We start from the raw sequence: 24,800 nt of genomic DNA on the forward strand, positions 1-24,800 counted from the left end.
CCCCCTTGATCCCTTGCTGACGATCCACGCCCCGCTCGCCGTCCGCGCCACCGAGGACGGCGAGCCGCTGCCCGGGTACGCGGTGGCGGTCGGGGGCGACCGGATCGCCGCACTCGGCCCGTTGCCGGAGCTGGACGCCGAGTACCCGGCCGCCCGCGTCCGCCGCTGGCTCGGCGTCCTCGGCCCCGGCCGCTGCGCGGCCGACGCGGCGGCCTGGCTGGAGGCCGCCTACCACCCGGACCCGCGCGAGGTGGGCCTGCCCGGCATCCCCGGCACCGAACCGCTCACGGGCCCCGCCCTGGCCGCCCTCGCGATGGACGAGGTGCGCTGGGGCAACAGCGCCCGCCGCGGCCTGCAGCGCCTGCTGCGCGAGGGCGTCACCTCACTGGTCGGCCCGTTCACCCGCCCCGCGGTCCGCACGGCGGTCCGGCGCTCGGGCCTGCCCGTGCTCCCCGCGCCCCGGCCCGCCACCCTCACCCCGGGCGCCCGCGCCGACCTCGCCGTCCACGACGAGACCGACGGCTCCTGCCTGGCCACGATCCTCGCCGGCCGCCTCCTCCACCGCCGCGCCTGACTCCTACCAGGGCTCATCCCGCTCGGGGATGTCCCCGTGGTTCTCACACCCCAGCTCCCCGGCGACATTGCGCGCCACATGCTGAAGTATGTCCATGTTCCTCCGAAGGGTACTCATCCCAGCTTTACTGGATATCTCATACTCGAGTTCTGCGTGTATCACGGCAGAGCCATCTTTGTTTTTTGCCCACGATGTGCGACAGTTAAAATATATATCAGCGCCCTTGGTGTCGCTTACGGCTTGCAGGGCGACAGGAAAATACTTTTCCCCGATTACTTCTTCTTTTGCAGGGGGTGGCACCTCGGATCTGTCGGACAGAGTGAAGCGCACCACCGGGCTAGACGATTCCTCGCCCTTCTGGTAAGACGCCCTGCAGAAAGTCAGAGAATCTTTGTTGCCTTCTTCTGCGGATTTGGGGACGGTTTCAGAGAAATCTTCGACGTCGGCCTGAGAGGAAGAGTAGAAGCGATCCGCTCCTGTAATATCGGTCAGTGCGGCGGCCGCAGCGTTAGAAAGACCGCCGCAAGTTGACTCCGCACTTACTTTGTCCTCCCCACTCTCTCCCGTGCATCCCGGGAGCGTGACAAGAACTATCGCGGTGAACAAGGCCGCTGCTGCCGTCGAACCGGAAGGAAAATTTCTTTTTCTCATCGACCTTCCAACCTTTTGCCTGCTTCTTTATTTCCCGTAGTAGAGTTCGATGAATCTTCTGCGCTCCGAGAACCAGGGGTCGTCGCTGGGCATGTTGTGAGCCTCTGCGTATGCGGAGAGAGGGGCGGCGGCGCGCGATTTTCCGATTTCCTCGAACTTTTCCTTCTCGATTTCTGTTTTGCTCTCGAGTTCTTTCTCCTTTTCCCTTAGTGCCTGGTCGATGTCGATCCCAAGCTTGGTTTCCACTGCGTCACCGGCTCCTTCTATGATCGTTGGAACCAAAAAGGAAACCGCTGCAGAAGTAGTGGGACCCCCGAAGGGCAGGGTGGCGAGTCCTACGCCCAGGCCGACTCCATGGCTCACCGCAAAACTTTTCCACTCCGCCGCTTCGGCGTACTCCTGACTCTTGTTCTCTGCGTTGCTGTCGATGTGCTCGGCTCTTGCGTTGTCAAGAATGGAATGAAACTTTGCGCTTGTGTCGATGATGCGGTTCAGTTCTTCGTTGGGCTCGGGGTAGTTCTTCAGCGCGCTGACTGCATAAGTCTCCTGTGCCGCAGACAGAATCTCGTAACCTCCTGGATGCTTTCCCACGTTTTCCAGAAAGTCTTTGGTCAGGTTCTCTCCGAGTCTGATATGGCCGTCTTTTCCGTCGTTCCGAAAAGCCCTGTCTCTTACCTCGGAATCGTGGTCTATGTCGGCGTAATTTGAAGTGGCCCAGCTCAAGTCGTCCATGTAGCCAGCGCCTGCTTTAGCCAAGCTATCACCGACCCCAGGGCGATTTGTGACGTAGTCGGAATCAAAGCCGACGACTGATACTACTTGGCTCATGACGTTCGCTGTTGTGGCGTCACGGTGCAGGCCCAGATCGGGGCGGTCATAGGGAACTCCAAGGGTGGCAGCTTCCAAGGCGTGCCCCAGTTCGTCGTACCCGTAGCCGAGGTGTTCCTTTTCGCTGGAAGCAGAATCCTTCAACCATTCGCGTTCGCGCATTAGGTAATTCAAATCAGGATCCAGATTATCCACCTCCTCTGGATTATTCGCCCACTTGGCAGACTGGAACATCTCCTTGGCGGCTTCTGGGTTGTGCCCCAGTGCCTCCAGGTAGCCGGCCATGGGGTCGTTGCCGGAGTCGGAACCGAAGCTGAGTCGGGCCTTGTGGTCGTCCACGTACCAGAGATCTTCGGGGCTTCCCTCGTAGTCCTTCTCGAACTTGATGAGTTTCTCCCCGTACTCCTTCAGGAAACCGGTGTCGTATTCGCCGTGGCGCATCAGGCTGCTCATGATGGAGAAGCCGTAGGATCCCTGGCTCGGGAGGTTCGCTGCCGCGCCCGAGTGGGTGAAGTAGACGCGCTCGTCCCCGAGCCTGATCATCTCCTTCTTCCACTCCCGCATCGCGTCGCTCTCGGAATGCGAGGCGGTGGCGAGGGTGTAGGACAAGGACTTCTGGACGTCCGCCAGAGTCTTCAGGGCGTCCTTGTCGGAGTGACGCCGCTGGTCGGCGATGCCCTGCCAGAACCGCAGGGTTCCCTCGGGACCGACCTTGGTCGCGTAACGCTCGGCGAAGTAGGGGTCGCCCTCGTGCTTCCTGGCCAGGCGGTTGAACTGCGCGAGCTGCTCGTCGGTCATGTCTCTGCCGAGCGCGGTGAGCTTGACGAGGGTGTCGGCGTCCTTGCGGGCTTCGCGGCGCCCCCGCTGAGCGTCCTTGATGCTGTGGAACATGTCCGGGTGGAAGCCGGAGGAGCGCCCGTTGGGGTCCTGGGAGAGGGCCCAGTGCAGTGCGGTGTCGGCCTCGGTGGCGTCGGCGAGGGCTGTGCTGATCCGGTTGTTGTAGCCACGGACCACGTCCTCGTATGCCTGCTTGAGGACGGCGAGCCGACTGGGCTCCTTCTTGTCGTCAGGGTCCAGATACACCAGCCCGGCGGGGGAGAGCTTCAGATTCCTGTCCTCGGCCACCTCGGAGGCGACGTCCCGAAGGCGCTTCTGGGCGGAGCGGAAGCTCTCCAGCGCGTTGTCGAGCAGCCGATGAACGTCCTTGGCCTCCTCGGAGGCGTTCTTCAGCTGTTTCTCCACCCCGTCGAACTTCTTGAAGGCCGCCTCCGCGGCCTCCCCCTCCCAGTCGGAGGTGCGCAGGGCCTTGGACACCTCGTTCTGGAAAGAGGTGGCGATGGTGTCGAACTGGCCGGGCAGGTTCCGCCACTTGGTGACCGCCTCGGACAGTGGAGCGAGATCGGCGTCCTTGACGGTGCTGTAGCCCAGCGTCACTTCTTCTCCGCCTTCTCGTCCTCTTCGATCCTCAGCCCGTCGATCACCTTGGCCCGGTCGCCGTCCTCGCGCTGAAGCTCGCCTGCCGCCGAGCGCAACGGCTTCGCGACGCCGTCGCTCAGCAGGCCCTGCAGATACTTCATCTGCTCCTCCCAGCGTTCCTGGAAGACCGCGAACGCTCCGGCGGACTTGAAGCCCTTCAAGCCGGCCGCGACCTGCTTCGTCTCTCTCATCGCGGCGTCGTCGGCCTTGCCGAGGTCACCGCGGATGGCGTCGGTCCTGCCCGCACGCTTGGTGAGCTCGTCTGGAGTGACCTGGAGCTTCTTCCCGCCACCGCCTTTGCTCCCGCCGCTGTCCCCGTTGAGCCGCATGCGAGTCTCCCGCTCCCGTGTGGCCTTGGCCACGAGCTGGGCCCACTCCTCATCGAACGACATGATGCTTCCTCTGGTCACAGCGCGGACACCTGTAAGTGCCCTGTGTACCGGGCTTGCTGACGGTGAGGCAAAGGATTCGGACACAGCCCGTGTCGAGGAGGGGCCGGAGAGCATGTTTGTCGCGTGGTGCGCCCCCCCCGCGCGCCCTGACGGGGCGCTGTCGGCACTATCGGGACTGGGACAGGAAGAGCCGGGGTTTCAGGGAGTCATCTGTCGGCCCCGGCATCGCGTCATGATCGCGCTGTCCCGGTCCCGATCATGGGTTCATCGACTGCGTCTCCCCAGCGAACCTCGGTGCCTCGTCCCTGGGGCAGCGCTTGCGATGGCTGGAGCAGACCTGAGAGCCGGAGAACAGCAGCCGCAACAGCGGCCGTCCCCGTGCCGACCACCTGGCTGACAGGCGGTCGGCACGGGGACGCCTCGAACTCTCCTGGGTTACTTCCGCTTCTGTTCGGCGGCCCTTATGGCCGCTTCTCGCCGCTCAAGGGCGGTGTGGCACGGGAACGTGCAGATCAGGTGGATCAGGCCTTCGACAGGGCGGGCCGGTGGTCTGTCCTCGTCGCAGCTTTCGCAGCCGCCGAAGCGGCAGTACGCGGAGTAGTAGTTCTCCGCCGTCCGGGGCCTCATCCTCGCCTCTCCGGGTCCGTGCCCGGGGTGGTGCGGGCACGTCGCTTGCGGTCCGCGTGGCGGTTCAGTACCGGCGTGGCGCACTCCCGGCATGCGACGACGGAGACGCCGGGGCCGGAGTTCTGGGCGATGAAGGCGATCTCGACTCTCGCCGGGCGAGGGTCGCGGTGTCGGCAGAAGGCCGCCCGGACGGTGTTCACGCGGCCACTCGCATGCCGTGGATGATCTGCGGGCCGACGTCGATGCCGTCCAGTGCGAGTTCCAGGGCCCGGCGCCGCTGCTCCTGCACCTGGTGCGGGTGGAGGTGCCGCCGGGGCGGGTGCGGGGTGTGGCCGCCGGGCACGGTCAGTACGGCGCGGGTGGTGCGGATGAGCGTGCGGCGCGGGATGTCGGGCCGGCGGCACGGCGGGCACAGGTGCCAGTGCACGGCGCCGTAGTGGCCGGGCTTCTTGCACCGGACGCGGGGCTCGGGCTCGGTGGTACGGCGGTGCCGTCCGGACGGTGGAAACAGCCGGAGGAGGAGGGCGGTGAGTACCCTTGCCATGTCGTTCACTCCTAAGCAGTGATCGGCCATTGCCCCCGGACGGTTGCCGCCGTCGCGGGGGTTCTCTTTTGTCAAGCGTACTAGGGGGTTCTACTCTATTCTATAGATCGCGGTGAGTACTACACCGATCTACGGTCGGGCGTATGACGGAGCTTGACGAGACGCGAGCCAAGTGGATCCAGGTCCGGGACATCCTCGCTGCCCGGATCGAAGACGGGACCTATCCTCCCAACAGCCGTGTCCCGTCCGTCGTGGCCCTCACGGAGGAGTTCGGAGTGGCGGTGGCCACTGCGCAGAAAGCCCTGCGCGGGTTGAGGGAAGCCGGGCTCACGCGTACCGAACCGGGGCTGGGCTCGTTTGTCGTAGGTCCCCGAGGAGGGTGAAGCCGGCGGGTGCCGACGCTGTGTTCCGGCAGGCGCAGCACCGGGGTGATTGGCCGGTGGCAGTGATGACGCATGCGGTGGACGGTGGCCTTGAAGCCTGCTGTGTCGATGTGCCCGTCCGGCATAGTCGCGCGCCGTGGACGGTGACGACCTCGTGCTCCGGCGGGCCGGGGAACGCGATGCGGGCGGGATGGCCGAGGTGTGGCTGCGGTCCTTCGCCGCCGCGCTGCCGACCGTGCGCCGCGCGCACGGTGACGACGAGGTGCGGGACTGGTTCTCGCATGCTGTGGTGCCGCGGTGCGAGAGCTGGGTGGCGGTCGCCGGGGACCGTGTGGCCGGTCTCCTGGTGCTCGACGGCGCGGAGCTGGAACAGCTCTACCTCGATCCGCCGTGGCGCGGCCGGGGGTTGGGGGACCGGTTCGCGGAACTGGCCAAGCGGCGGCGGCCGCAGGGTCTCGGCCTGTGGACGTTCCAGGTCAACGGGCCGGCTCGGCGGTTCTACGAGCGGCACGGCTTCGTCGCGGCCGAGTACACCGACGGACTGCGCAACGAGGAACGCGAACCGGACGTCCGCTACGTCTGGCGGCCGCAGGGATGACGACGGCCGGGGGATCGGCCGGGCGCCGTAGGCAGAAGGCCACGGCACCTGTGGACATACGGCGAAGGCCCGGGTCGCCCGAGGCCGCTTTCCTCTTGGACGGATGGTGAAGGGCAGGTTTCGCAGGCGGAGCGGAACCGTGGCTTCGCCGCGCCCCTTCATGCCGCCGTCGGAACTCTCCGGTGAACCGCGTGCCGTTGTTGCACGTTGAACCGTTCGGCTGGACCGGTATCCGCAAGTGCACGTGTCGGTGTCCACGGACACAGAGGCGGTTGTATGACGAGCAGGCTGTTCCGGACGACGGGGAATGTCCCGCGTTCGGTCTCCGGGTGGCACAGGACGCAGATGGTCACCGTGCGCGGTGACGGGCGGCCTCCCGTCCGGGCGGACGGTCACGGCTGCGGCCGGGTGCGGGCCGGTACCTGTTCGACCCCGTCCCGGGCCACGACGGGCCTGCTCGGCCCTGCTCCGTATGGAACGACCCGTCGCAGGGGGTCAGCCGAAACACCGGAACACTGGCTCTCCCCATCGCTTCGGTGCCGATTTCCCAGTCGTTTCCTCATGACGCACTACACCAAAGGAGAAGAACCATGTCGCAGACTCGTCGCCTTGGAGTGGCGCTCGGCACGCTCGTGTCCCTCGGTGGCCTGCTGACCCTGGGAGCTCCCGCCGCGTCGGCGGCCACGCCCGCGGAGACCTGCCCCTGGCCGCATCCCACCGTGGCGCCGGTGTGCGTCTACGACGGTGCGGACTTCACGGGGCTGCTCGAGAACCGCCCGGTCTGGTCGCCGGGCCTCAGCGGCAAGGACGACAGGATCTCCTCGATCATCAACGACTCCGACTACCGCATCCGGGTCTTCTCGGACAGGAACTACGGGGGTGACTGGCTGGAGATCGGGCCCCACCAGAAGTGGGTGGCTCCGGCGGAGTGGGACAACCGCATCTCCTCGTACTTCCTCTACTGAGGAACGCCCCGTCCCCTGTCGGAACGGCCCGGTCCGCCCGCTTCGGACGGGCGGACCGGGCCGTCCCCCGGCACGCGGGCGACTCGGTGCCCGGTTGTCTCACCGACCGGAGCGCGTGTGCCGACGGCGGAGAACGGGGCGGGGCGGGCCGGAGGGGTGGGGGCGGGGCTGCGAGGATGAGCGCATGACGCGCGCATCCCTGGACAAGCAGCCCCGCGAAGTCGCCGCGATGTTCGACAAGGTGGCGGCCCGGTACGACCTCACCAACGACGTGCTGTCCCTCGGGCAGGACCGGGTGTGGCGGAAGGCGGTCGCCCGCGCCGTGGACGCGCGGCCGGGGGAGCGGGTGCTCGACCTGGCGGCCGGTACGGGGACGTCGTCGCTGCCCTTCGCGTCCGCCGGGGCGTTCACCGTGCCGTGCGACTTCTCGCTGGGGATGCTGCGCGAGGGCAAGCGGCGCGAGCCGTGGCTGCCGTTCACGGCCGGGGACGCGACGAAGCTGCCGTTCGCTGACGGTGTCTTCGACGCCGTCACCATCTCCTTCGGGCTGCGCAACGTCCAGGACACCGACGCCGCCCTGCGTGAGCTGCTGCGGGTGACCAAGCCGGGCGGCCGGGTCGTCATCTGCGAGTTCAGCCACCCCACCTGGGAGCCCTTCCGCAAGGTCTACACCGAGTACCTGATGCGGGCCCTGCCGTCGGTGGCGGAGGCGGTCTCCAGCAACCCTGAGGCGTACGTCTACCTCGCCGAGTCCATCCGAGCCTGGCCGGACCAGCCCGCCCTGGCCCGCCGCCTCCAGGACGCGGGCTGGACGAAGGTCGCCTGGCGCGACCTGAGCGGCGGGATCGTCGCCCTGCACCGGGGCTTCGCCGCGTAGGACGCGGGGCCGCGGGGCTCACAGGGCTCACAGGTCCAGGCGGTGGCAGACCGCCGTCGCGCCCGAGACCGTCGAGACGTAACTCTCGGCCGGACGCATCCCCAGCCGGCGGGTGACGGCCACGGAGCGCTCGTTGCCCTCCTTGACCACGGCGACGACGTGCCGCACCCCGGCCGCCCGCAGGCGCTCCAGCGTCTCGCGGGCCGCCGCCGTGGCGTAGCCCTTCCCCCAGTGGGCGCTGCCCAGCCGCCAGCCGATCTCGATCTCGCCGACCGGCCCCCACTCCTTCCGCCAGGGCTGGGCGCCGGCGAAGCCGACCGGCTCCCCGGCGCCGTCCAGCACCGTCCACAGGCAGAAGCCCAGTTCGGCGGCGTACCGGCGCTGCCGCGCGGCGAGTTCCCCGTATCCGGTCAGGTCCGGGTGCGGGTCCGCGAAGAACTTCATCACCGCCGGGTCGTCGAAGAGGCGGTGCCAGGCGGCGGCGTCCCGGGCGGTCGGTACGCGCAGCGAGAACGGCGGCGCCGGTGGTGCGGACGGCATGGGGCATCCCTTCTCTCCGGGGTGTCGGGGCGCCCCCATAGACTGCAGCCTGTCCAGTGCCCGGCGCGACCGGCACGTTGAACACCGAGTTCTGTGGGAGTCCGTCGTGGCCGAGTCCCCCGAGTCCCCCTCGAAGGCAAGCTCCGAGCACAGTGCCGATGTGATCGTGGTCGGGGCCGGGCCCGCCGGGTCCACCACCGCGTACCACCTGGCGCGCTCCGGGCTCGACGTCCTGCTGCTGGAGAAGACGGCCTTCCCCCGGGAGAAGGTCTGCGGCGACGGACTGACCCCGCGGGCGGTCAAGCAGCTCGTCGCGATGGGGATAGACGTCTCCGAGGAGGCGGGCTGGCTGCGCAACAAGGGGCTGCGGATCATCGCCGGCGGCGTCCGGCTCCAGCTCGACTGGCCCGAGCTGGCCAGCTACCCGGACTACGGACTGGTCCGCAGGCGCGACGACTTCGACGAGCAGCTCGCCCGGCAGGCCGAGAAGGCCGGGGCGCGGCTGTACGAGCGGTGCAACGTCGGGGCGCCGGTCCGCGACGGGCGCACCGGCCGGATCACCGGTGTGGAGGCGAAGCTCGGCGAGGAGAAGACGCCGGTGGTCTTCCGCGCGCCGCTGGTGGTCGCCGCGGACGGCAACTCCTCCCGGCTGTCGCTGGCGATGGGCCTGCACCGGCGCGAGGACCGGCCGATGGGCGTGGCCGTGCGCACGTACTTCAACTCCCCGCGCCACGAGGACGACTACCTGGAGTCCTGGCTGGAGCTGTGGGACCGCCGGGGCGCGGAGGACCGGCTGCTGCCCGGCTACGGCTGGGTCTTCGGCATGGGCGACGGCACCTCCAACGTGGGGCTGGGCGTGCTCAACACCTCGTCCTCCTTCCAGGAGCTGGACTGGCGGGAGGTGCTCAAGGCGTGGTGCGCCTCGATGCCCGAGGAGTGGGGCTACACGCCGGAGAACATGACGGGCCCGATCCGCGGCGCGGCCCTGCCGATGGCGTTCAACCGGCAGCCGCACTACACCCGGGGGCTGCTGCTGGTCGGTGACGCGGGCGGCATGGTCAACCCGTTCAACGGCGAGGGCATCGCGTACGCCATGGAGTCGGGGCAGATCGCGGCCGACGTCATCGTCCAGGCCCACGCCCGGCAGACCCCGGCCCAGCGGGAGCTGGTGCTGCGCCGCTACCCGAGGATCCTGAAGGACACCTACGGCGGCTACTACACGCTGGGCCGCGCGTTCGTGAAGCTGATCGGGAACCCGAAGATCATGCGGCTGGCGGCGGAGCGCGGGCTGACGCACCCGATGCTGATGCGCTTCACGCTGAAGCTGCTGGCGAACCTGACCGATCCGACGGGCGGGGACGCGATGGACCGGATCATCAACGGGCTGACGAAGGTGGCGCCGCGCGCGTAGCGCGGGTACGCGGGGTGCCCCGTACGGCCCGGGCCCGTCGGCCCGGACGGTGCGGGGCGCTTCGCGTCTGCCGGCCGGGCGTGCCCGGGTGGGCGGCGCCTTCCGGCTCCGCCGGGCGCGCTGCCGCGGGCGGGGCGGTGGCGGACCGGGCCCGGCGGCCGATGGTGGGGGCGGACGCGTGTGGGGCCCGGCCGGAGATCCGGCCGGGCCCCACACGGTTGTCACGGGGACGCCGGAGGCGTCACAGCACGCGCACCGCGCCCGACGGCGGGTCGTAGCTCAGGTCGCGCTCCACGATGCCGGTGGAGGAGTTCTGCGCGCCGATGAAGCGGCCGCCGCCGATGTAGACGCCGACGTGGTACGCGCTGCCGGCGGCGCCCCAGTAGAGGATGTCGCCCGGCTGGAGGTTGTCCAGGGAGACCTGGGCGCCCGCGGTGGACTGGCTCTGCGAGGTGCGCGGCAGGCTGATGCCGAGCTGGCGGAAGGCGGCCTGGGTCAGTCCGGAGCAGTCGTAGGCGCTGGGGCCGGTGGCGCCGAGCACGTAGGACTTGCCGACCTGGGCGCGCAGGAAGCCGATGAGGGCGGCCACGTTGCCGCTGCCCGCCGGGGCCTGGGTGGCGGTGGTGCCGCTGTCGGTGTTCTCGGCGGTCTCGGCGGTCTCGGCGGTCTTGGTGGTGGCCAGGGCGGCGCGCTCGGCGTCGCGGGCGGCGCGGGCCCGGGCCTCGGCCTCGCGTTCGGCCCGTTCCCGGGCGGCCTCGGCGGCGGCCTTCTTCCGCTCGGCCTCGGCCTCGGCCCTGGCCTCGGCCTTCTTCATGGCCGTCTCGGCGGCCAGGACGCGGGCCGCCTCGGCCTCGTACCGGACCGCGACCGCCTGCGTCGCGTCACCGGCCTGCTGGGCGTCGGCCGCGAGACCGGCGGTGAGCGTGGGCATCTCGATGGTGCCGGTGACCTGGTCCTTCTCCTCTGCGGAGGAGGGGGCGGCCGCGGCGGTCACCGCGATGGTGCTGAGGACGCCACCGGCAACACCCGGGCGCAGCAGGGGGTGCCCGGTGCTGCGGCGGGGTTTCCGGTGGCTGGGTTTGTGCGCGGTCTGGGACATGACACCACGGCTATCAGCCATGGGGCTCCGGTTCAACAGGAGTGTCCTGCGTCACACCCGGCACAGACGCCTCCGCTTGGGTGCCTTTCACATGCCGCCGGAGGTCATTCCGGTAATCGATCATTGTCCCGCTGTGGGGTCGTGACCACGCAGTTGTCCGATTGATCCGGTTCCTTTCGGAGGGGTGGCACACAGGGCCGCGCCGGTGCAAGGCCCGGATTCCGTATGGGGGTCGGACGTGTTGGAGGTCACAGATTGAGCACGGATTCACGATCTTGTAACGTCCGTGACTCGTTTCGTGCTCCTCCGGTGCTCGCCCGGGAGGGCCCCGGGAGGGCCGGGCGGCGGGTGTGCGACGGGGTCGGCCGACCCTTTAACAGGGATCGGCCGTCCAGCGCAAACTTGCGCACGACGGATGCTCCTTGATACGGCACACCCCCTTTCACCAGCATGGATGCGGTGTGCAATGACGCTTTGTGATCGATCCGGAGCTTCGGGTGTGAAGGTCTTCACCCGAGTTCGATCATGATCCTTCGTCAGGTGGTGGAGATCACAAACTCCTTGCCGTACCCCGTGTCGCAGATCACAGAGGGGCGGGCATAGGATGCACTCGACTCGGGCTTGTGAACTGCCTCACATACACACGATCTTCGTGAACGGCACACCGGCCCGAAAACGGCCCGCAGCGGCCGCCCGCCGGCAGCGATCGTCGACTGGAAGGAGCGAGGAGCGGTGAACGTCTACACGCCCATCCTCGTACTGGGAGCGCTCGGGGCAGCCTTCGCGGTCTTCTCCGTGGTGATGGCATCGATCATCGGCCCCAAGCGCTACAACCGAGCCAAGCTCGAGGCGTACGAGTGCGGTATCGAGCCCACCCCGCAGGCCGCGGGCGGCGGGCGATTCCCGATCAAGTACTACCTGACGGCGATGCTCTTCATCGTCTTCGACATCGAGATCGTCTTCCTCTACCCCTGGGCCGTCACCTTCGACGCCCTGGGGCTGTTCGGGCTCGTGGAGATGCTGCTCTTCGTGCTGACCGTCTTCGTCGCCTACGCCTACGTCTGGCGGCGCGGCGGACTGGAATGGGACTAGGGGCGTACACATGGGTATCGAAGAGAAACTGCCGAGCGGCTTCCTGCTGACCACCGTCGAGCAGGCCGCGGGCTGGGTCCGCAAGTCGTCCGTCTTCCCGGCGACCTTCGGACTGGCCTGCTGCGCCATCGAGATGATGACCACCGGCGCCGGCCGCTACGACCTGGCGCGCTTCGGCATGGAGGTCTTCCGCGGCTCGCCGCGCCAGGCCGACCTGATGATCGTGGCCGGCCGGGTCAGCCAGAAGATGGCACCGGTGCTGCGGCAGGTCTACGACCAGATGCCGAACCCGAAGTGGGTCATCTCCATGGGCGTGTGCGCCTCCTCGGGCGGCATGTTCAACAACTACGCGATCGTGCAGGGCGTCGACCACATCGTGCCGGTCGACATCTACCTGCCCGGCTGCCCGCCGCGCCCCGAGATGCTGCTGGACGCGATCCTCAAGCTCCACGAGAAGATCCGCGAGGAGAAGCTCGGGGTCAACCGGGAGCGGGCCGCCCGCGAGGCGGAGGAGGCCGCGCTCAAGGCGCTTCCGACGATCGAGATGAAGGGGCTGCTGCGATGAGCGACGCACAGGCAGGCGGCAGCGGCGCCGTCCCCGCGCCGCGCGACGACTCCGGCGAGGTCATCGACGTACGCCGGGGGATGTTCGGCGCCAAGGAGGGCGGCGACACCTCCGGCTACGGCGGCCTGGTGCGCACCGTGCGGCTGCCGGGCGCGTCGAGCCGGCCGTACGGCGGCTGGTTCGACGAGGTGGCCGACGAGCTGGAGGGCGCCCTGGAGGAGCAGGGCCTGGTGCCGGAGGAGGTGATCGAGAAGACGGTCGTGGACCGCGGCGAACTCACCTTCCACATCGCCCGCGAGCACCTGCCGGCCACCGCCCGCACCCTGCGCGACGACCCCGCGCTGCGCTTCGAGATGTGCACCGGCGTCAGCGGCGTCCACTACCCCGGCGACTCCGGCCGCGAACTGCACGCCGTCTATCACCTGCGCTCGATCACCCACAACCGGCTCATCCGGCTGGACGTCAGCGCCCCGGACAGCGATCCGCACATCCCGTCGATCGTCTCGGTCTACCCCACCAACGACTGGCACGAGCGCGAGACCTACGACTTCTTCGGCATCGTCTTCGACGGCCACCCGGCGCTCACGCGGATCATGATGCCCGACGACTGGCAGGGCTTCCCGCAGCGCAAGGACTACCCCCTGGGGGGCATCCCCGTCGAGTACAAGGGCGCCCAGATCCCGGCTCCCGACCAGCGGAGGTCGTACAGCTGATGAGCACCTCGCACACCACCCCGCACGCCACCGCGTCCGCGAGCACCCGCGAGACCACCGAGGGCACCGTCTACACCGTCACCGGCGGCGACTGGGACGAGGTCGCGGCCGCGGCGGCCGGCGGCGACGACGAGAAGATCATCGTCAACATGGGCCCGCAGCACCCGTCCACGCACGGCGTGCTCCGGCTCATCCTGGAGATCGACGGCGAGACGGTCACCGAGGCCCGCTGCGGCATCGGCTACCTGCACACCGGTATCGAGAAGAACCTCGAGTACCGCAACTGGACGCAGGGCACGACCTTCGTGACGCGCATGGACTACCTCACGCCGTTCTTCAACGAGACGGCGTACTGCCTGGCGGTGGAGCGGCTGCTGGGCATCGAGGACCAGGTTCCCGACCGGGCCAACGTCATCCGCGTGCTGATGATGGAGCTCAACCGGATCTCCTCCCACATGGTGGCCATCGCCACCGGCGGCATGGAACTGGGCGCCACCACGGTGATGATCTACGGCTTCCGGGACCGCGAGCTGGTCCTGGACCTCTTCGAGCTCATCACCGGCCTGCGGATGAACCACGCCTACATCCGGCCCGGCGGCCTCGCCCAGGACCTGCCGGCCGGCTCGCTGGACGCGCTCCGCGAGTTCGTGCGGAAGATGCGGAAGAACCTGCCGGAGTACGACAAGCTCTGCACCGGCAACCCCGTCTTCCAGGCCCGGCTGAAGGACGTCGGCTACCTCGACCTGGCGGGCTGCATGGCGCTGGGCGCCACCGGCCCCATCCTGCGCTCCACCGGGCTCCCGTACGACCTGCGCAAGGCGCAGCCGTACTGCGGTTACGAGACCTACGACTTCGAGGTCCCCACCGAGACCACCTGCGACTCCTACGGCCGCTTCCTGATCCGGCTGGAGGAGATGCGCCAGTCGCTGCGGATCGTCGAGCAGTGCATCGACCGGCTCGCCGAGCCCGGCCCGGTGATGGTCGAGGACCGGAAGATCGCCTGGCCCGCGCAGCTCGCGATCGGCCAGGACGGGCTCGGCAACTCGCTGGACCACATCAAGAACATCATGGGCACCTCGATGGAGGCCCTGATCCACCACTTCAAGCTGGTGACCGAGGGATTCCGGGTGCCGCCCGGCCAGGTGTACACCGCCGTGGAGTCCGCCAAGGGCGAGCTGGGCGTGCACGCGGTCAGCGACGGCGGGACCCGGCCCTTCCGGGTCCACTTCCGCGACCCGTCCTTCACCAACCTGCAGACCATGGCGGCGATGTGCGAGGGCGGCCAGGTCGCCGACGTCATCGTCGCCGTCGCGTCCATCGACCCCGTGATGGGAGGCGTCGACCGGTGACAGACGTATCGCTCGGGATGCCCCAGCTGCCCGCCCCCGACTACCCGGCCGAGGTGCGCGCCCGGCTGGAGGCGGACGCGAAGGAGATCATCGCCCGCTACCCCGGCAGCCGCTCCGCGCTGCTGCCGCTGCTGCACCTGGTGCAGTCGGAGGAGGGGCACGTCACCCCCACCGGAGTGCGCTTCTGCGCCGAGGTGCTCGACCTGAACACGGCCGAGGTCAGCGCGGTGGCCACCTTCTACAGCATGTACCGGCGCAAGCCGTCGGGCGACTACCAGGTCGGGGTGTGCACCAACACCCTGTGCGCGGTGATGGGCGGCGACGCCATCTTCGAGGCGCTCCAGGAGCACCTGGGCGTCGGCAACCAGGAGACCACCGGGGACGGCAAGATCACCCTGGAGCACATCGAGTGCAACGCGGCCTGCGACTTCGCGCCCGTGGTGATGGTCAACTGGGAGTTCTTCGACAACCAGACGCCCGACAGCGCCAGGAAGATGGTGGACGACCTGCGCGCCGGACGCGAGGTGCGGCCCACCCGCGGCGCCCCGCTGTGCACCTTCAAGAAGACCGCGCGCATCCTCGCCGGCTTCCCCGACGAGCGCCCCGGCGCGGCCGAGGGCGAGGCCGGGGAGGCCTCGCTGATCGGGCTGAGGCTGGCCAGGGGCGAGGCGGCGCGGTCCGGTACGGGTCCGGCGGCGACCGGGCGGAAGGTCGTCTCACCGCGCGGCGGCGAGGAGCTCCCGGCCGCCGCGGAGCAGGGGCAGCCGACCACCGAGACCGGTGAGGCGCCCGACCCGCACCCCAGCTCCCACGACGCGCCGCGGAAGACCGCCGCCTCCGACCCCGACAACCCGACCGGTCCGGTGAGCAAGGAGGGCGACCGATGACCGAACAAGCCGCACGGCCGGCGGACGCGTCGGCGGAGACCTCGGCGGAGAAGCTGCTGTCACCGGTGCTCTCGGCCTTCTGGGACCGGCCGGACTCCTGGACGCTGGACACCTATCTGGCCCACGAGGGCTACGAGGGGCTGCGCAAGGCCCTGGCCATGCCGCCCGACGACGTCATCGCGTACGTCAAGGACTCCGGGCTGCGCGGCCGCGGCGGCGCGGGCTTCCCCACGGGCATGAAGTGGCAGTTCATCCCGCAGGGCGACGGCAAGCCCCACTACCTGGTGGTCAACGCCGACGAGTCCGAGCCGGGCACCTGCAAGGACATCCCCCTGCTGTACTCCAACCCGCACGCACTGATCGAGGGCATCGTGATCGCCTGCCACGCGATCCGCTCGAACCACGCCTTCGTCTACCTGCGCGGCGAGGTCGTCCCCGTGCTGCGGCGCCTGCACGAGGCCGTGCGCGAGGCGTACGCGGCGGGCTACCTGGGCAAGGACGTCCTCGGCTCCGGCCTGGACGTGGAGCTGACCGTGCACGCGGGCGCGGGCGCGTACATCTGCGGTGAGGAGACCGCTCTCCTCGACTCGCTGGAGGGGCGGCGCGGCCAGCCGCGGCTGCGCCCGCCCTTCCCGGCCGTCGCCGGTCTGTACGCCAGCCCCACTGTCGTCAACAACGTCGAGTCCATCGCCTCGGTTCCCGCGATCCTCCACAAGGGCAAGGAGTGGTTCCGCTCGATGGGCAGCGAGAAGTCCCCGGGCTTCACGCTGTACTCGCTCAGCGGCCATGTCGCCAACCCCGGCCAGTACGAGGCCCCGCTGGGCATCACGCTGCGCCAGCTGCTGGAGATCAGCGGCGGCATGCGGCCCGGCCACCGGCTGAAGTTCTGGACCCCGGGCGGCTCCTCCACCCCGCTGCTGACCGACGAGCACCTCGACGTCCCGCTGGACTACGAGGGCGTGGGCGCCGCCGGCTCGATGCTGGGCACCAAGGCGCTCCAGTGCTTCGACGAGACCACCTGCGTGGTCCGCGCGGTGACCCGCTGGACGGAGTTCTACGCCCACGAGTCCTGCGGCAAGTGCACCCCCTGCCGCGAGGGCACGTACTGGCTGGTCCAGCTGATGCGCGACATCGAGGGCGGCAAGGCGGTGATGTCCGACCTGGACAAGATCAACGACATCGCCGACAACATCAACGGCAAGGCGTTCTGCGCCCTCGGCGACGGCGCGGCCAGCCCGATCTTCTCCTCCCTGAAGTACTTCCGCGAGGAGTACGAGCAGCACGTCACCGGGCGCGGCTGCCCCTTCGACCCGGCCAGGTCCACGCTGTGGGCCGATGACACCACCGCACACCTGGAGGTGAACGCGTGACCGTCACCACTGACGCCAAGACCTCCGGCGGCGGGGAGGCCAAGCCGCCCGGAAACGCCGAGGAGCTCGTCTCGCTGACGATCGACGGCATCGAGATCAGTGTGCCCAAGGGCACCCTGGTCATCCGCGCCGCCGAACTGCTCGGCATCGAGATCCCGCGCTTCTGCGACCACCCGCTGCTGGACCCGGCCGGCGCCTGCCGCCAGTGCATCGTCGAGGTCGAGGGCCAGCGCAAGCCCATGGCCTCCTGCACGATCACCTGCACCGACGGCATGGTCGTGAAGACGCACCTGACCTCGCCGGTGGCCGAGAAGGCCCAGCGCGGCGTGATGGAGCTGCTGCTCATCAACCACCCGCTGGACTGCCCGGTCTGCGACAAGGGCGGCGAGTGCCCGCTGCAGAACCAGGCCATGTCCCACGGACAGGGCGACAGCCGCTTCTCCCACGAGCAGCCCGACGGCCGCTTCGAGGGCCGCAAGCGCACCTTCGCCAAGCCCGTGCCGCTGTCCGCGCAGGTGCTGCTGGACCGCGAGCGCTGCGTGCTGTGCGCCCGCTGCACCCGCTTCTCCAACCAGATCGCGGGCGACCCGATGATCGAGATGCTGGAGCGCGGTGCCCTCCAGCAGGTCGGCACCGGGGAGGGACCGCCCTTCGAGTCCTACTTCTCCGGCAACACCATCCAGATCTGCCCGGTCGGCGCGCTCACCTCGGCCGCCTACCGGTTCCGCTCCCGCCCCTTCGACCTGGTCTCCTCGCCGAGCGTGTGCGAGCACTGCTCCGGCGGCTGCGCCACCCGCACCGACCACCGGCGCGGCAAGGTCATGCGGCGGCTGGCCGCCGACGACCCCGAGGTCAACGAGGAGTGGATCTGCGACAAGGGCCGCTTCGCCTTCCGCTACGCCCAGCAGCGCGACCGGCTCACCCATCCGCTGGTGCGCGACGCGGAGACCGGTGAGCTGGTGCCCGCGAGCTGGCCGGAGGCCCTGGAGGCCGCCGCGAAGGGGCTGGCCGCGGCCCGGGGCCGGGCCGGGGTGCTGACCGGCGGGCGGCTGACGGTGGAGGACGCCTACGCGTACGCCAAGTTCGCGCGGGTCGCCCTGCGCACCAACGACATCGACTTCCGGGCCCGGGTGCACAGTCCGGAGGAGGCCGACTTCCTCGCCGCCCATGTCGCCGGACGCGGCCGGGACCTGGACGGCACCGGCGTCACCCACACCGCGCTGGAGAAGGCCCCGGCGGTGCTGCTGGTCGGCTTCGAGGCCGAGGAGGAGGCCCCCGGCGTCTTCCTGCGGCTGCGCAAGGCGCACCGCAAGCACGGCCAGCGGATCTTCTCACTGGCCACCCACGCCACCCGCGGCCTGGAGAAGGCCGGCGGCACCCTGCTGCCCGCCGCGCCGCACACCGAGACCGAGTGGCTGGACGCGCTGGCCGGCGGCGTCGGGCTCGACGAGCGGGGCCGTACGGCCGCCGAGGCGCTGCGCGCCGAGGGCTCGGTGATCGTCGTCGGCGAGCGGCTGGCCGCCGTGCCCGGCGGGTTCACCGCCGCCGTACGGGCCGCCACCGCCATCGGCGCGCGGCTGGTGTGGATCCCGCGCCGGGCCGGTGAGCGCGGCGCGGTCGAGGCCGGCGCGCTGCCCACGCTGCTGCCCGGCGGCCGGCCGGCCACCGACCCGCGCGCCCGCGCCGAGACCGCCGCCGTCTGGGGCGTGGCCGACCTGCCGGACGGGACCGGCCGCGACACCGGGCAGATCGTCGAGGCAGCCGCCGCCGGCGAGCTCGGCGCCCTGCTGGTCGCCGGTGTCGAGCCCGCCGACCTGCCCGACCCGGCCCGGGCCGTGACGGCCCTGGAGAAGGTGGGCTTCCTGGTCAGCCTGGAGCAGCGGCCCTCCGAGGTCACCGAGCGGGCCGACGTGGTCCTCCCCGTCGCCGCGGTGGTGGAGAAGGCGGGCACCTTCCTCAACTGGGAGGGCCGCGGCCGGCCGTTCGAGGCCGCGATCAAGCCCGACCAGCTCACCCGCCGCAGCGTCCCGGCCGACGCCCGCGTCCTGCACATGCTGGCCGACGCCCTCGACGTCCACCTCGGCCTGCCCGACGTGCGGACCGTCCGCGCCGAGCTGGAGCGGCTGGGCGTGTGGGACGGCCCGCGCGCCACCGCTCCGGACGAGGCCGTCCGGGAGACGGCCCGGCAGATCCCGCGGCCCGCCGCCGGGGAGGCCGTGCTGGCCGGACACCGGCTGCTGCTCGACCGGGGACGGCTCCAGGACGGCGACGAGGCGCTCGCCGGGACCCGGCACGCCGCCGTCGCCCGGCTGTCGGCCGCCACGGCCGCCGAGGTGGAGGTCGCCGACGGCGAGCCGCTGACCGTCACCGGCCCCGCCGGGACGGTGACCCTGCCGCTGGCGGTCACGCCGATGCCCGACCGGGTGGTGTGGCTGCCGCTCAATTCGGCGCACCAGGGCGTCTACCGAGACCTGGGCACCGTGCCCGGCCGGCTGGTGCGGCTGTCGGCGGCCGGCGGAACGGCTCCGGCCGGCGGAACGGCTTCGGCGGCCCCGGAGGCCGGCGACGAGACGAAGGGGGTGCAGGCATGACGGGCTCGTCCGTCGCCGTCGTGTCGGCCGCCGACACGGTCCTCGCCCAGGAGGACCTGTCGATGTTCGGCACCGATCCCTGGTGGCTGATCGGGATCAAGGCGGTCTTCTGCTTCGCGTTCCTGATGCTGACCGTGCTGATCTCCATCGTGATGGAGCGCAAGGTCGTCGCCTGGATGCAGCTGCGCGTCGGCCCCAACCGGCACGGCCCCTGGGGCATGCTCCAGTCGCTGGCCGACGGTGTGAAGCTGATGCTCAAGGAGGACGTCAACGTCACCGCCGCCGACAAGGCGGTCTACATCCTGGCGCCCATCGTCGGCATCATCCCGGCCTTCATGGCCATCGCGGTGATCCCCTTCGGCCCGCCCGGCAACGAGGTGTCGATCTTCGGCACCCGCACCGCCATGCAGCTCACCGACCTGCCGGTGGCGATCCTGTACATCCTGGCCACCGCCTCCATCGCGGCCTACGGAACGGTGCTGGCCGGCTGGTCCTCGGGCTCGACCTACCCGCTGCTCGGCGGGGTGCGGGCGACCGCGCAGGTGATCTCCTACGAGGTCGCGATGGGCCTCAGCTTCGCCGCGGTCTTCCTGTACTCCGGCTCGATGTCCACCTCGACGATCGTCGGGGCGCAGGCCGACACCTGGTTCGCGGTGCTGCTGCCGGTCTCGTTCATCATCTACATGGTCTCGATGGTCGGTGAGGCGCACCGCGCGCCCTTCGACATGCCCGAGTCCGAGGGCGACCTGGTCGGCGGCTTCAACACCGAGTACTCGTCGATCAAGTTCGCGCTGTTCATGCTCGCCGAGTACGTCCACATGGTCACCGTCTCGGCCCTGGCGGTCACCCTCTTCCTGGGCGGCTGGCGCGCCCCGGCGCCGATCAGCACCTACTGGGAGGGCGCCAACCACGGCTGGTGGCCGCTGCTGTGGTTCATCATCAAGATCAACCTGCTGCTGTTCCTCTTCGTCTGGCTGCGCGGCACGCTCCCGCGGGTGCGCTACGACCAGTTCATGCGGCTGGGCTGGAAGGTCCTCATCCCGGTCGCGATGGTCTGGCTGATGCTGGTGGCGACCGTGCGGGCGCTGCGCAACGAGGGCTACGCCTTCGCCGACATCCTGATGTGGGTCGCCGGCGTGGGCCTGGTGCTGGTGGTGCTGTCGTTCGTCTACGACGCGCTCCGCGAGCGGAGGGAACGCCGGGCGGAGGAGAGCCGCGCGGCGGCCGAGTCCGAACCCGTCTTCGACCCGACGGCGGGCGGCTACCCCGTGCCGCCGCTGCCGGGCCAGACCCTGCCGCCCGTACCGCGCCGGCGGCCGCGCCACGAACGGGAGACCGCTTCGGTGGCGGCCGGTGCGGACGGCGAGTCCAGCGAGACCGGCAAGGCCAGGGAGGCCGACGATGCCTGAGTTCGACAACCCGGTGGCCGGCTTCGGCGTGACCTTCAAGGCCATGTTCAAGAAGCGGCTCACCGAGCAGTACCCCGAGGAGAAGAAGCCCACCGCGCCGCGCTTCCACGGCCGCCACCAGCTCAACCGGCACCCGGACGGGCTGGAGAAGTGCATCGGCTGCGAGCTGTGCGCCTGGGCCTGCCCGGCGGACGCGATCTACGTGGAGGGCGCGGACAACACCGACGAGGAGCGTTACTCGCCGGGCGAGCGCTACGGCCGCGTCTACCAGATCAACTACCTGCGCTGCATCCTGTGCGGCCTGTGCGTCGAGGCGTGCCCCACCCGGGCGCTGACCATGACCAACGAGTACGAACTGGCCGACCGGTCCCGCGAGTCGCTCATCTACACCAAGGAGGAGCTGCTCGTGGGGCTGCAGGACGGAATGGTCGACACCCCGCACCCGATCCACCCGGGCACCACGGAGAAGGACTACTACCGCGGCCTGGTGACCGAGGCGGCGCCCGGCACGGTCCGGCAGGAGGCCCGCTCGAGCTCGGGGAATCCCGGCAACGAGCCCCCGCAGGCCGCCGCCAGGACGTTCGGGGCGCAGGAGCCGGCATCCGAGGCGGTGACCGAGAAGTGACCCCCGACACCCTGCTGGCCGCCACCACCACCTCCACCGGCGAGGCGGTGCAGTTCTGGATCCTGGGCACGGTCGCGGTACTGGGCGCGCTCGGGACCGTCCTGATGCGGCGTGCGGTGCACTCGGCGCTCTGCCTGGCCGGGACCATGATCATCCTTGCGGTGTTCTACCTGGCCAACGGCGCGTACTTCCTGGGCATCGTGCAGATCGTCGTCTACACCGGCGCGGTCATGATGCTCTTCCTGTTCGTGCTGATGCTCGTCGGCGTCACCGCCGCCGACACCCGGCGCGAGACGATCAAGGGGCAGCGCTGGCTGGTGGTCCTGTGCGGCCTCGGCTTCGGCCTGCTGCTGGTCGGCGGGATCGGCAACGCCACGGTCAGCTCCTTCGAGGGCCTGGCCGCCGCCAACTCCGGCGGCAACGTCCAGGGCCTGGCCCGGCTGCTGTTCAGCGACTACGTGTTCGCCTTCGAGATCACCGGCGCGCTGCTGGTCACCGCGGCCGTCGCGGCCATGGTGCTCACCCACCGCGAGCGCACCGAGCGCCGGAAGACCCAGCGCGAGCTGGCCGAGCAGCGCGTCCGCGAGGGCGAGCACCTGCCGCCGCTGCCCGCGCCCGGCGTGTACGCCCGGCACAACGCCGTGGACATCCCCGGCCTGCTGCCGGACGGCACCCCGTCCGAGCTGACCGTCAACCCGACGCTGCGCAGCCGCGGCCAGGTCCGGGACGTCTCCCGGGAGGCGCTGGCCGACCTGGCGGCGCTGGAGCGGCGCACCGAGGAGCACCTGGGACGCCGGCCGCTGCCGCGCGTACGGCCCGCGGCGGACGTACGCGAGGACGTCTCGGACGACTCCCCGGACACCGCCGAGGCGGGCGGCGGCGCCGACATGGCGGACAGCACCGGCAAGGCCGGCAGCGCCGGCGGCGGGGACCGCGACGGAGACCGCGACGGAGACAGGGAGGCCGCCAAGTGAACCCGGTCAACTACCTCTACCTGGCCGCCCTGCTGTTCACCATCGGGGCCTCGGGAGTGCTGCTGAGGCGGAACGCGATCGTCGTGTTCATGAGCGTCGAACTGATGCTGAACGCGGCCAACCTCGTGCTCGTCGCCTTCTCCCGCATCCACGGCAACCTCGACGGCCAGATCATCGCGTTCTTCACGATGGTCGTCGCGGCCGCCGAGGTCGTGGTCGGGCTGGCGATCATCGTGACGATCTTCCGCTCCCGTCACTCGGCCTCGGTCGACGACGCCAGCCTGATGAAGCTGTAAGGGGTCGCAAACAGTGGAGACTTTGATCGGACTGCTCGTCGCGGCGCCACTGCTGGGCGCGGCCGTGCTGCTGTGCGGCGGCCGGAGGCTGGACCGCGTCGGCCACTGGATCGGCACGGCGCTCGCCGCGGCGTCCTTCGTGGCCGGCGCGGTGCTCTTCGCCGACATGCTCGGCCGCGAGACCGACGAGCGGGCCATGCACCAGCACCTGTTCAGCTGGGTACCGGTCGGCGGCTTCCAGGCGGACGTCGCCTTCCAGCTCGACCAGCTGTCCATGACGTTCGTCCTGCTGATCACCGGCGTGGGCACCCTGATCCACGTCTACTCGATCGGCTACATGGAGCACGACGAGCGGCGGCGCCGCTTCTTCGGCTACCTCAACCTGTTCCTCGCGGCGATGCTCCTGCTGGTGCTCGCCGACAACTACCTGCTGCTGTACGCCGGCTGGGAGGGCGTGGGCCTGGCCTCCTACCTGCTGATCGGCTTCTGGCAGCACAAGCCCAGCGCGGCGACGGCGGCGAAGAAGGCGTTCATCGTCAACCGGGTCGGCGACATCGGCCTGTCGATCGCCATCATGATCATGTTCGCCACCTTCGGGACCTTCGCCTTCGGCCCGGTCCTGGGGTCGGTGGACGCGGCGGGCGAGGGCACGGCCACCGCCATCGGCCTGATGCTGCTGCTGGCCGCCTGCGGCAAGTCGGCGCAGGTGCCGCTGCAGTCCTGGCTCGGCGACGCGATGGAGGGCCCGACCCCGGTCTCCGCCCTCATCCACGCCGCGACGATGGTCACCGCCGGCGTCTACCTCATCGTCCGCTCCGGCGCGGTCTTCGAGGCGGCGCCCGCCGCGCAGACCACCGTGGTCGTCGTCGGCACGGTCACCCTGCTGTTCGGTGCGATCGTCGGTTGCGCCAAGGACGACATCAAGAAGGCCCTGGCCGGCTCGACGATGTCGCAGATCGGCTACATGGTCCTGGCCGCCGGGCTCGGCCCCATCGGTTACGTCTTCGCGATCATGCACCTGGTCACCCACGGCTTCTTCAAGGCCGGGCTCTTCCTCGGGGCCGGCTCGGTGATGCACGGCATGAACGACGAGGTCGACATGCGCCGCTACGGCGGGCTGCGCAAGTACATGCCGGTCACGTTCGTCACCTTCGGCCTGGGCTATCTGGCGATCATCGGCTTCCCCGGCCTGTCCGGCTTCTTCTCCAAGGACAAGATCATCGAGGCGGCCTTCGCCAAGGGCGGCACCGAGGGCTGGATCCTCGGCGGCGCGGCCCTGCTGGGCGCGGCCATCACCGCGTTCTACATGACGCGCATCATGCTGATGACGTTCTTCGGCGAGGAGCGCTGGCGCAACGCGCCCACCCCCTCGCCGAGGGAGCCGGATGTCGAGCCCGCCGCGCAGACCGGCGGCACGTACGAGCCGCCGCACCCGCACGAGTCGCCGAGGTCGATGACGATCCCGATGATCGTCCTGGCCTTCGGCTCGGTCTTCGCGGGCGGGCTGTTCAGCTGGGGCGAGTCCTTCGCCCACTGGCTGGAGCCGGTCACCGCCTACGAGCACGGCCACCCGCCGATCAGCGCGCTGGCGGTCACCAGTGCCACGGTCGTCGCCCTGCTCGCCGGCGCCGGACTGGCCTGGCTGCAGTACGGCCGCCGGCCCGTCCCCGCCGTCGCGCCGCGCGGCTCCCTGCTCACCCGGGCCGCCCGCCGCGACCTGCTCCAGGACGACTTCAACCATGTGGCGCTGGTCAAGCCCGGCGAGTACCTCACCCGCGGGCTGGTCTACCTCGACCACAAGGTGGTCGACGGTGTCGTCAACGGCACCGCCGCCGCGTTCGGCGGACTGTCCGGCCGCACCCGGCGGCTCCAGAACGGTTACGCCCGCTCGTACGCGGTCTCGATGTTCGGCGGTGCGGCGGTCCTTCTCGCCGCGACCCTGCTGATGAGGGCGGTCTGATCCC

General features: G+C 70.0%; 24 protein-coding genes. 18 read left to right on the plus strand and 6 right to left on the minus strand.

The genetic code is table 11. From position 1 onward, the window contains the following. The first annotated feature begins 13 nt into the window (after window positions 1-13). Window positions 14-574, plus strand: a complete 561-nt coding sequence (locus tag V1L54_RS13595; protein ID WP_330118243.1) for a hypothetical protein — start codon at window positions 14-16, stop codon at window positions 572-574. 3 nt (window positions 575-577) lie between these two features. Here V1L54_RS13595 and V1L54_RS13600 read toward each other — a convergent pair whose 3' ends face one another. The 4 genes from V1L54_RS13600 to V1L54_RS13615 all read right to left on the minus strand — a co-directional run bounded on the left by V1L54_RS13600 (window position 578) and on the right by V1L54_RS13615 (window position 5,092). Further along, entirely contained in the window at window positions 578-1,225 is a 648-nt protein-coding gene (locus V1L54_RS13600; RefSeq protein ID WP_330118244.1) for a hypothetical protein, read from the minus strand. Window positions 1,226-1,252: 27 nt separating this feature from the next. Then, window positions 1,253-3,487: a PPE domain-containing protein gene (locus tag V1L54_RS13605; protein ID WP_330118245.1), complete on the minus strand. Its 2,235-nt coding sequence runs from the start codon at window positions 3,485-3,487 to the stop codon at window positions 1,253-1,255. Continuing rightward, window positions 3,484-3,921, minus strand: coding sequence for a type VII secretion target (locus V1L54_RS13610; protein WP_330118246.1), 438 nt, complete (start codon window positions 3,919-3,921; stop codon window positions 3,484-3,486). Before V1L54_RS13610 ends, V1L54_RS13605 begins: the two co-directional genes overlap by 4 nt. An 823-nt stretch (window positions 3,922-4,744) precedes the next feature. Next, complete coding sequence (locus tag V1L54_RS13615) at window positions 4,745-5,092, minus strand: hypothetical protein (protein WP_330118247.1); 348 nt, start codon at window positions 5,090-5,092, stop codon at window positions 4,745-4,747. Between the two features lie 143 nt (window positions 5,093-5,235). Here V1L54_RS13615 and V1L54_RS13620 point away from each other — a divergent pair, with 143 nt between their 5' ends. From V1L54_RS13620 to V1L54_RS13635, 4 genes are all read left to right on the plus strand, one after another. Continuing rightward, window positions 5,236-5,475 (plus strand): GntR family transcriptional regulator, encoded by a 240-nt coding sequence (locus V1L54_RS13620; RefSeq protein ID WP_330118248.1) that lies wholly within the window; start codon window positions 5,236-5,238, stop codon window positions 5,473-5,475. A gap of 136 nt (window positions 5,476-5,611) precedes the next feature. Then, window positions 5,612-6,073 (plus strand): GNAT family N-acetyltransferase, encoded by a 462-nt coding sequence (locus V1L54_RS13625; RefSeq protein WP_330118249.1) that lies wholly within the window; start codon window positions 5,612-5,614, stop codon window positions 6,071-6,073. Window positions 6,074-6,663: 590 nt separating this feature from the next. After that, window positions 6,664-7,038, plus strand: a complete 375-nt coding sequence (locus tag V1L54_RS13630) for a peptidase inhibitor family I36 protein (protein WP_330118250.1) — start codon at window positions 6,664-6,666, stop codon at window positions 7,036-7,038. Window positions 7,039-7,222: 184 nt separating this feature from the next. Continuing rightward, window positions 7,223-7,915, plus strand: coding sequence for a demethylmenaquinone methyltransferase (locus V1L54_RS13635; protein ID WP_330118251.1), 693 nt, complete (start codon window positions 7,223-7,225; stop codon window positions 7,913-7,915). Window positions 7,916-7,942: 27 nt separating this feature from the next. Here the strand turns inward: V1L54_RS13635 and V1L54_RS13640 are convergent, their stop codons facing one another. Further along, a complete protein-coding gene (locus V1L54_RS13640) occupies window positions 7,943-8,455 on the minus strand; it encodes a GNAT family N-acetyltransferase (protein ID WP_330118252.1) in 513 nt (170 codons plus the stop codon). A 106-nt stretch (window positions 8,456-8,561) separates the two neighbouring features. Between V1L54_RS13640 and V1L54_RS13645 the strand changes: the two genes are divergently transcribed. Beyond that, window positions 8,562-9,866 (plus strand): geranylgeranyl reductase family protein, encoded by a 1,305-nt coding sequence (locus V1L54_RS13645; RefSeq protein ID WP_330118253.1) that lies wholly within the window; start codon window positions 8,562-8,564, stop codon window positions 9,864-9,866. A gap of 241 nt (window positions 9,867-10,107) precedes the next feature. On the opposite strand, the gene V1L54_RS13650 is transcribed toward V1L54_RS13645, so the two are convergent. Further along, complete coding sequence (locus tag V1L54_RS13650) at window positions 10,108-10,965, minus strand: C40 family peptidase (protein WP_330118254.1); 858 nt, start codon at window positions 10,963-10,965, stop codon at window positions 10,108-10,110. A 732-nt stretch (window positions 10,966-11,697) separates the two neighbouring features. Here V1L54_RS13650 and V1L54_RS13655 point away from each other — a divergent pair. From V1L54_RS13655 to nuoL, 12 genes are read left to right on the plus strand one after another with little or no spacing between them, the layout of a single operon-like run. After that, the gene (locus V1L54_RS13655) at window positions 11,698-12,057 is read left to right on the plus strand and encodes an NADH-quinone oxidoreductase subunit A (protein WP_330118255.1); all 360 of its coding nucleotides are present in this window, start codon (window positions 11,698-11,700) and stop codon (window positions 12,055-12,057) included. Window positions 12,058-12,067: 10 nt separating this feature from the next. Continuing rightward, window positions 12,068-12,622, plus strand: coding sequence for a NuoB/complex I 20 kDa subunit family protein (locus V1L54_RS13660; protein WP_330118256.1), 555 nt, complete (start codon window positions 12,068-12,070; stop codon window positions 12,620-12,622). Further along, window positions 12,619-13,335 carry an NADH-quinone oxidoreductase subunit C gene (locus tag V1L54_RS13665; RefSeq protein ID WP_330118257.1) on the plus strand — a complete coding sequence of 239 codons (717 nt, stop codon included), beginning with the start codon at window positions 12,619-12,621 and terminating at the stop codon, window positions 13,333-13,335. Before V1L54_RS13660 ends, V1L54_RS13665 begins: the two co-directional genes overlap by 4 nt. Continuing rightward, entirely contained in the window at window positions 13,335-14,684 is a 1,350-nt protein-coding gene (locus tag V1L54_RS13670) for an NADH-quinone oxidoreductase subunit D (RefSeq protein ID WP_330118258.1), read from the plus strand. Before V1L54_RS13665 ends, V1L54_RS13670 begins: the two co-directional genes overlap by 1 nt. Then, window positions 14,681-15,571, plus strand: coding sequence for an NADH-quinone oxidoreductase subunit NuoE (gene nuoE / locus V1L54_RS13675; protein WP_330118259.1), 891 nt, complete (start codon window positions 14,681-14,683; stop codon window positions 15,569-15,571). Before V1L54_RS13670 ends, nuoE begins: the two co-directional genes overlap by 4 nt. After that, window positions 15,568-16,941, plus strand: a complete 1,374-nt coding sequence (gene nuoF, locus V1L54_RS13680; protein ID WP_330118260.1) for an NADH-quinone oxidoreductase subunit NuoF — start codon at window positions 15,568-15,570, stop codon at window positions 16,939-16,941. The genes nuoE and nuoF overlap by 4 nt, the downstream gene beginning before the upstream one ends. Continuing rightward, window positions 16,938-19,532 carry an NADH-quinone oxidoreductase subunit G gene (locus V1L54_RS13685; RefSeq protein WP_330118261.1) on the plus strand — a complete coding sequence of 865 codons (2,595 nt, stop codon included), beginning with the start codon at window positions 16,938-16,940 and terminating at the stop codon, window positions 19,530-19,532. The genes nuoF and V1L54_RS13685 overlap by 4 nt, the downstream gene beginning before the upstream one ends. Continuing rightward, window positions 19,529-20,941 carry an NADH-quinone oxidoreductase subunit NuoH gene (gene nuoH, locus V1L54_RS13690; RefSeq protein ID WP_330118262.1) on the plus strand — a complete coding sequence of 471 codons (1,413 nt, stop codon included), beginning with the start codon at window positions 19,529-19,531 and terminating at the stop codon, window positions 20,939-20,941. Before V1L54_RS13685 ends, nuoH begins: the two co-directional genes overlap by 4 nt. Further along, window positions 20,934-21,566, plus strand: a complete 633-nt coding sequence (gene nuoI, locus V1L54_RS13695; protein ID WP_330118263.1) for an NADH-quinone oxidoreductase subunit NuoI — start codon at window positions 20,934-20,936, stop codon at window positions 21,564-21,566. The genes nuoH and nuoI overlap by 8 nt, the downstream gene beginning before the upstream one ends. Next, on the plus strand, window positions 21,563-22,540 hold the full coding sequence (locus V1L54_RS13700) for an NADH-quinone oxidoreductase subunit J (RefSeq protein ID WP_330118264.1): 978 nt from the start codon (window positions 21,563-21,565) through the stop codon (window positions 22,538-22,540). The genes nuoI and V1L54_RS13700 overlap by 4 nt, the downstream gene beginning before the upstream one ends. Beyond that, a complete protein-coding gene (gene nuoK / locus V1L54_RS13705) occupies window positions 22,537-22,836 on the plus strand; it encodes an NADH-quinone oxidoreductase subunit NuoK (RefSeq protein ID WP_100203740.1) in 300 nt (99 codons plus the stop codon). Before V1L54_RS13700 ends, nuoK begins: the two co-directional genes overlap by 4 nt. Before the next feature lie 13 nt (window positions 22,837-22,849). Continuing rightward, a complete protein-coding gene (gene nuoL / locus V1L54_RS13710) occupies window positions 22,850-24,796 on the plus strand; it encodes an NADH-quinone oxidoreductase subunit L (protein WP_330118265.1) in 1,947 nt (648 codons plus the stop codon). The last annotated feature ends 4 nt before the right edge of the window (window positions 24,797-24,800 follow it).

Origin of the sequence: Streptomyces rubellus, from assembly GCF_036323805.1 — a bacterium.
GTDB lineage: Bacteria > Actinomycetota > Actinomycetes > Streptomycetales > Streptomycetaceae > Streptomyces.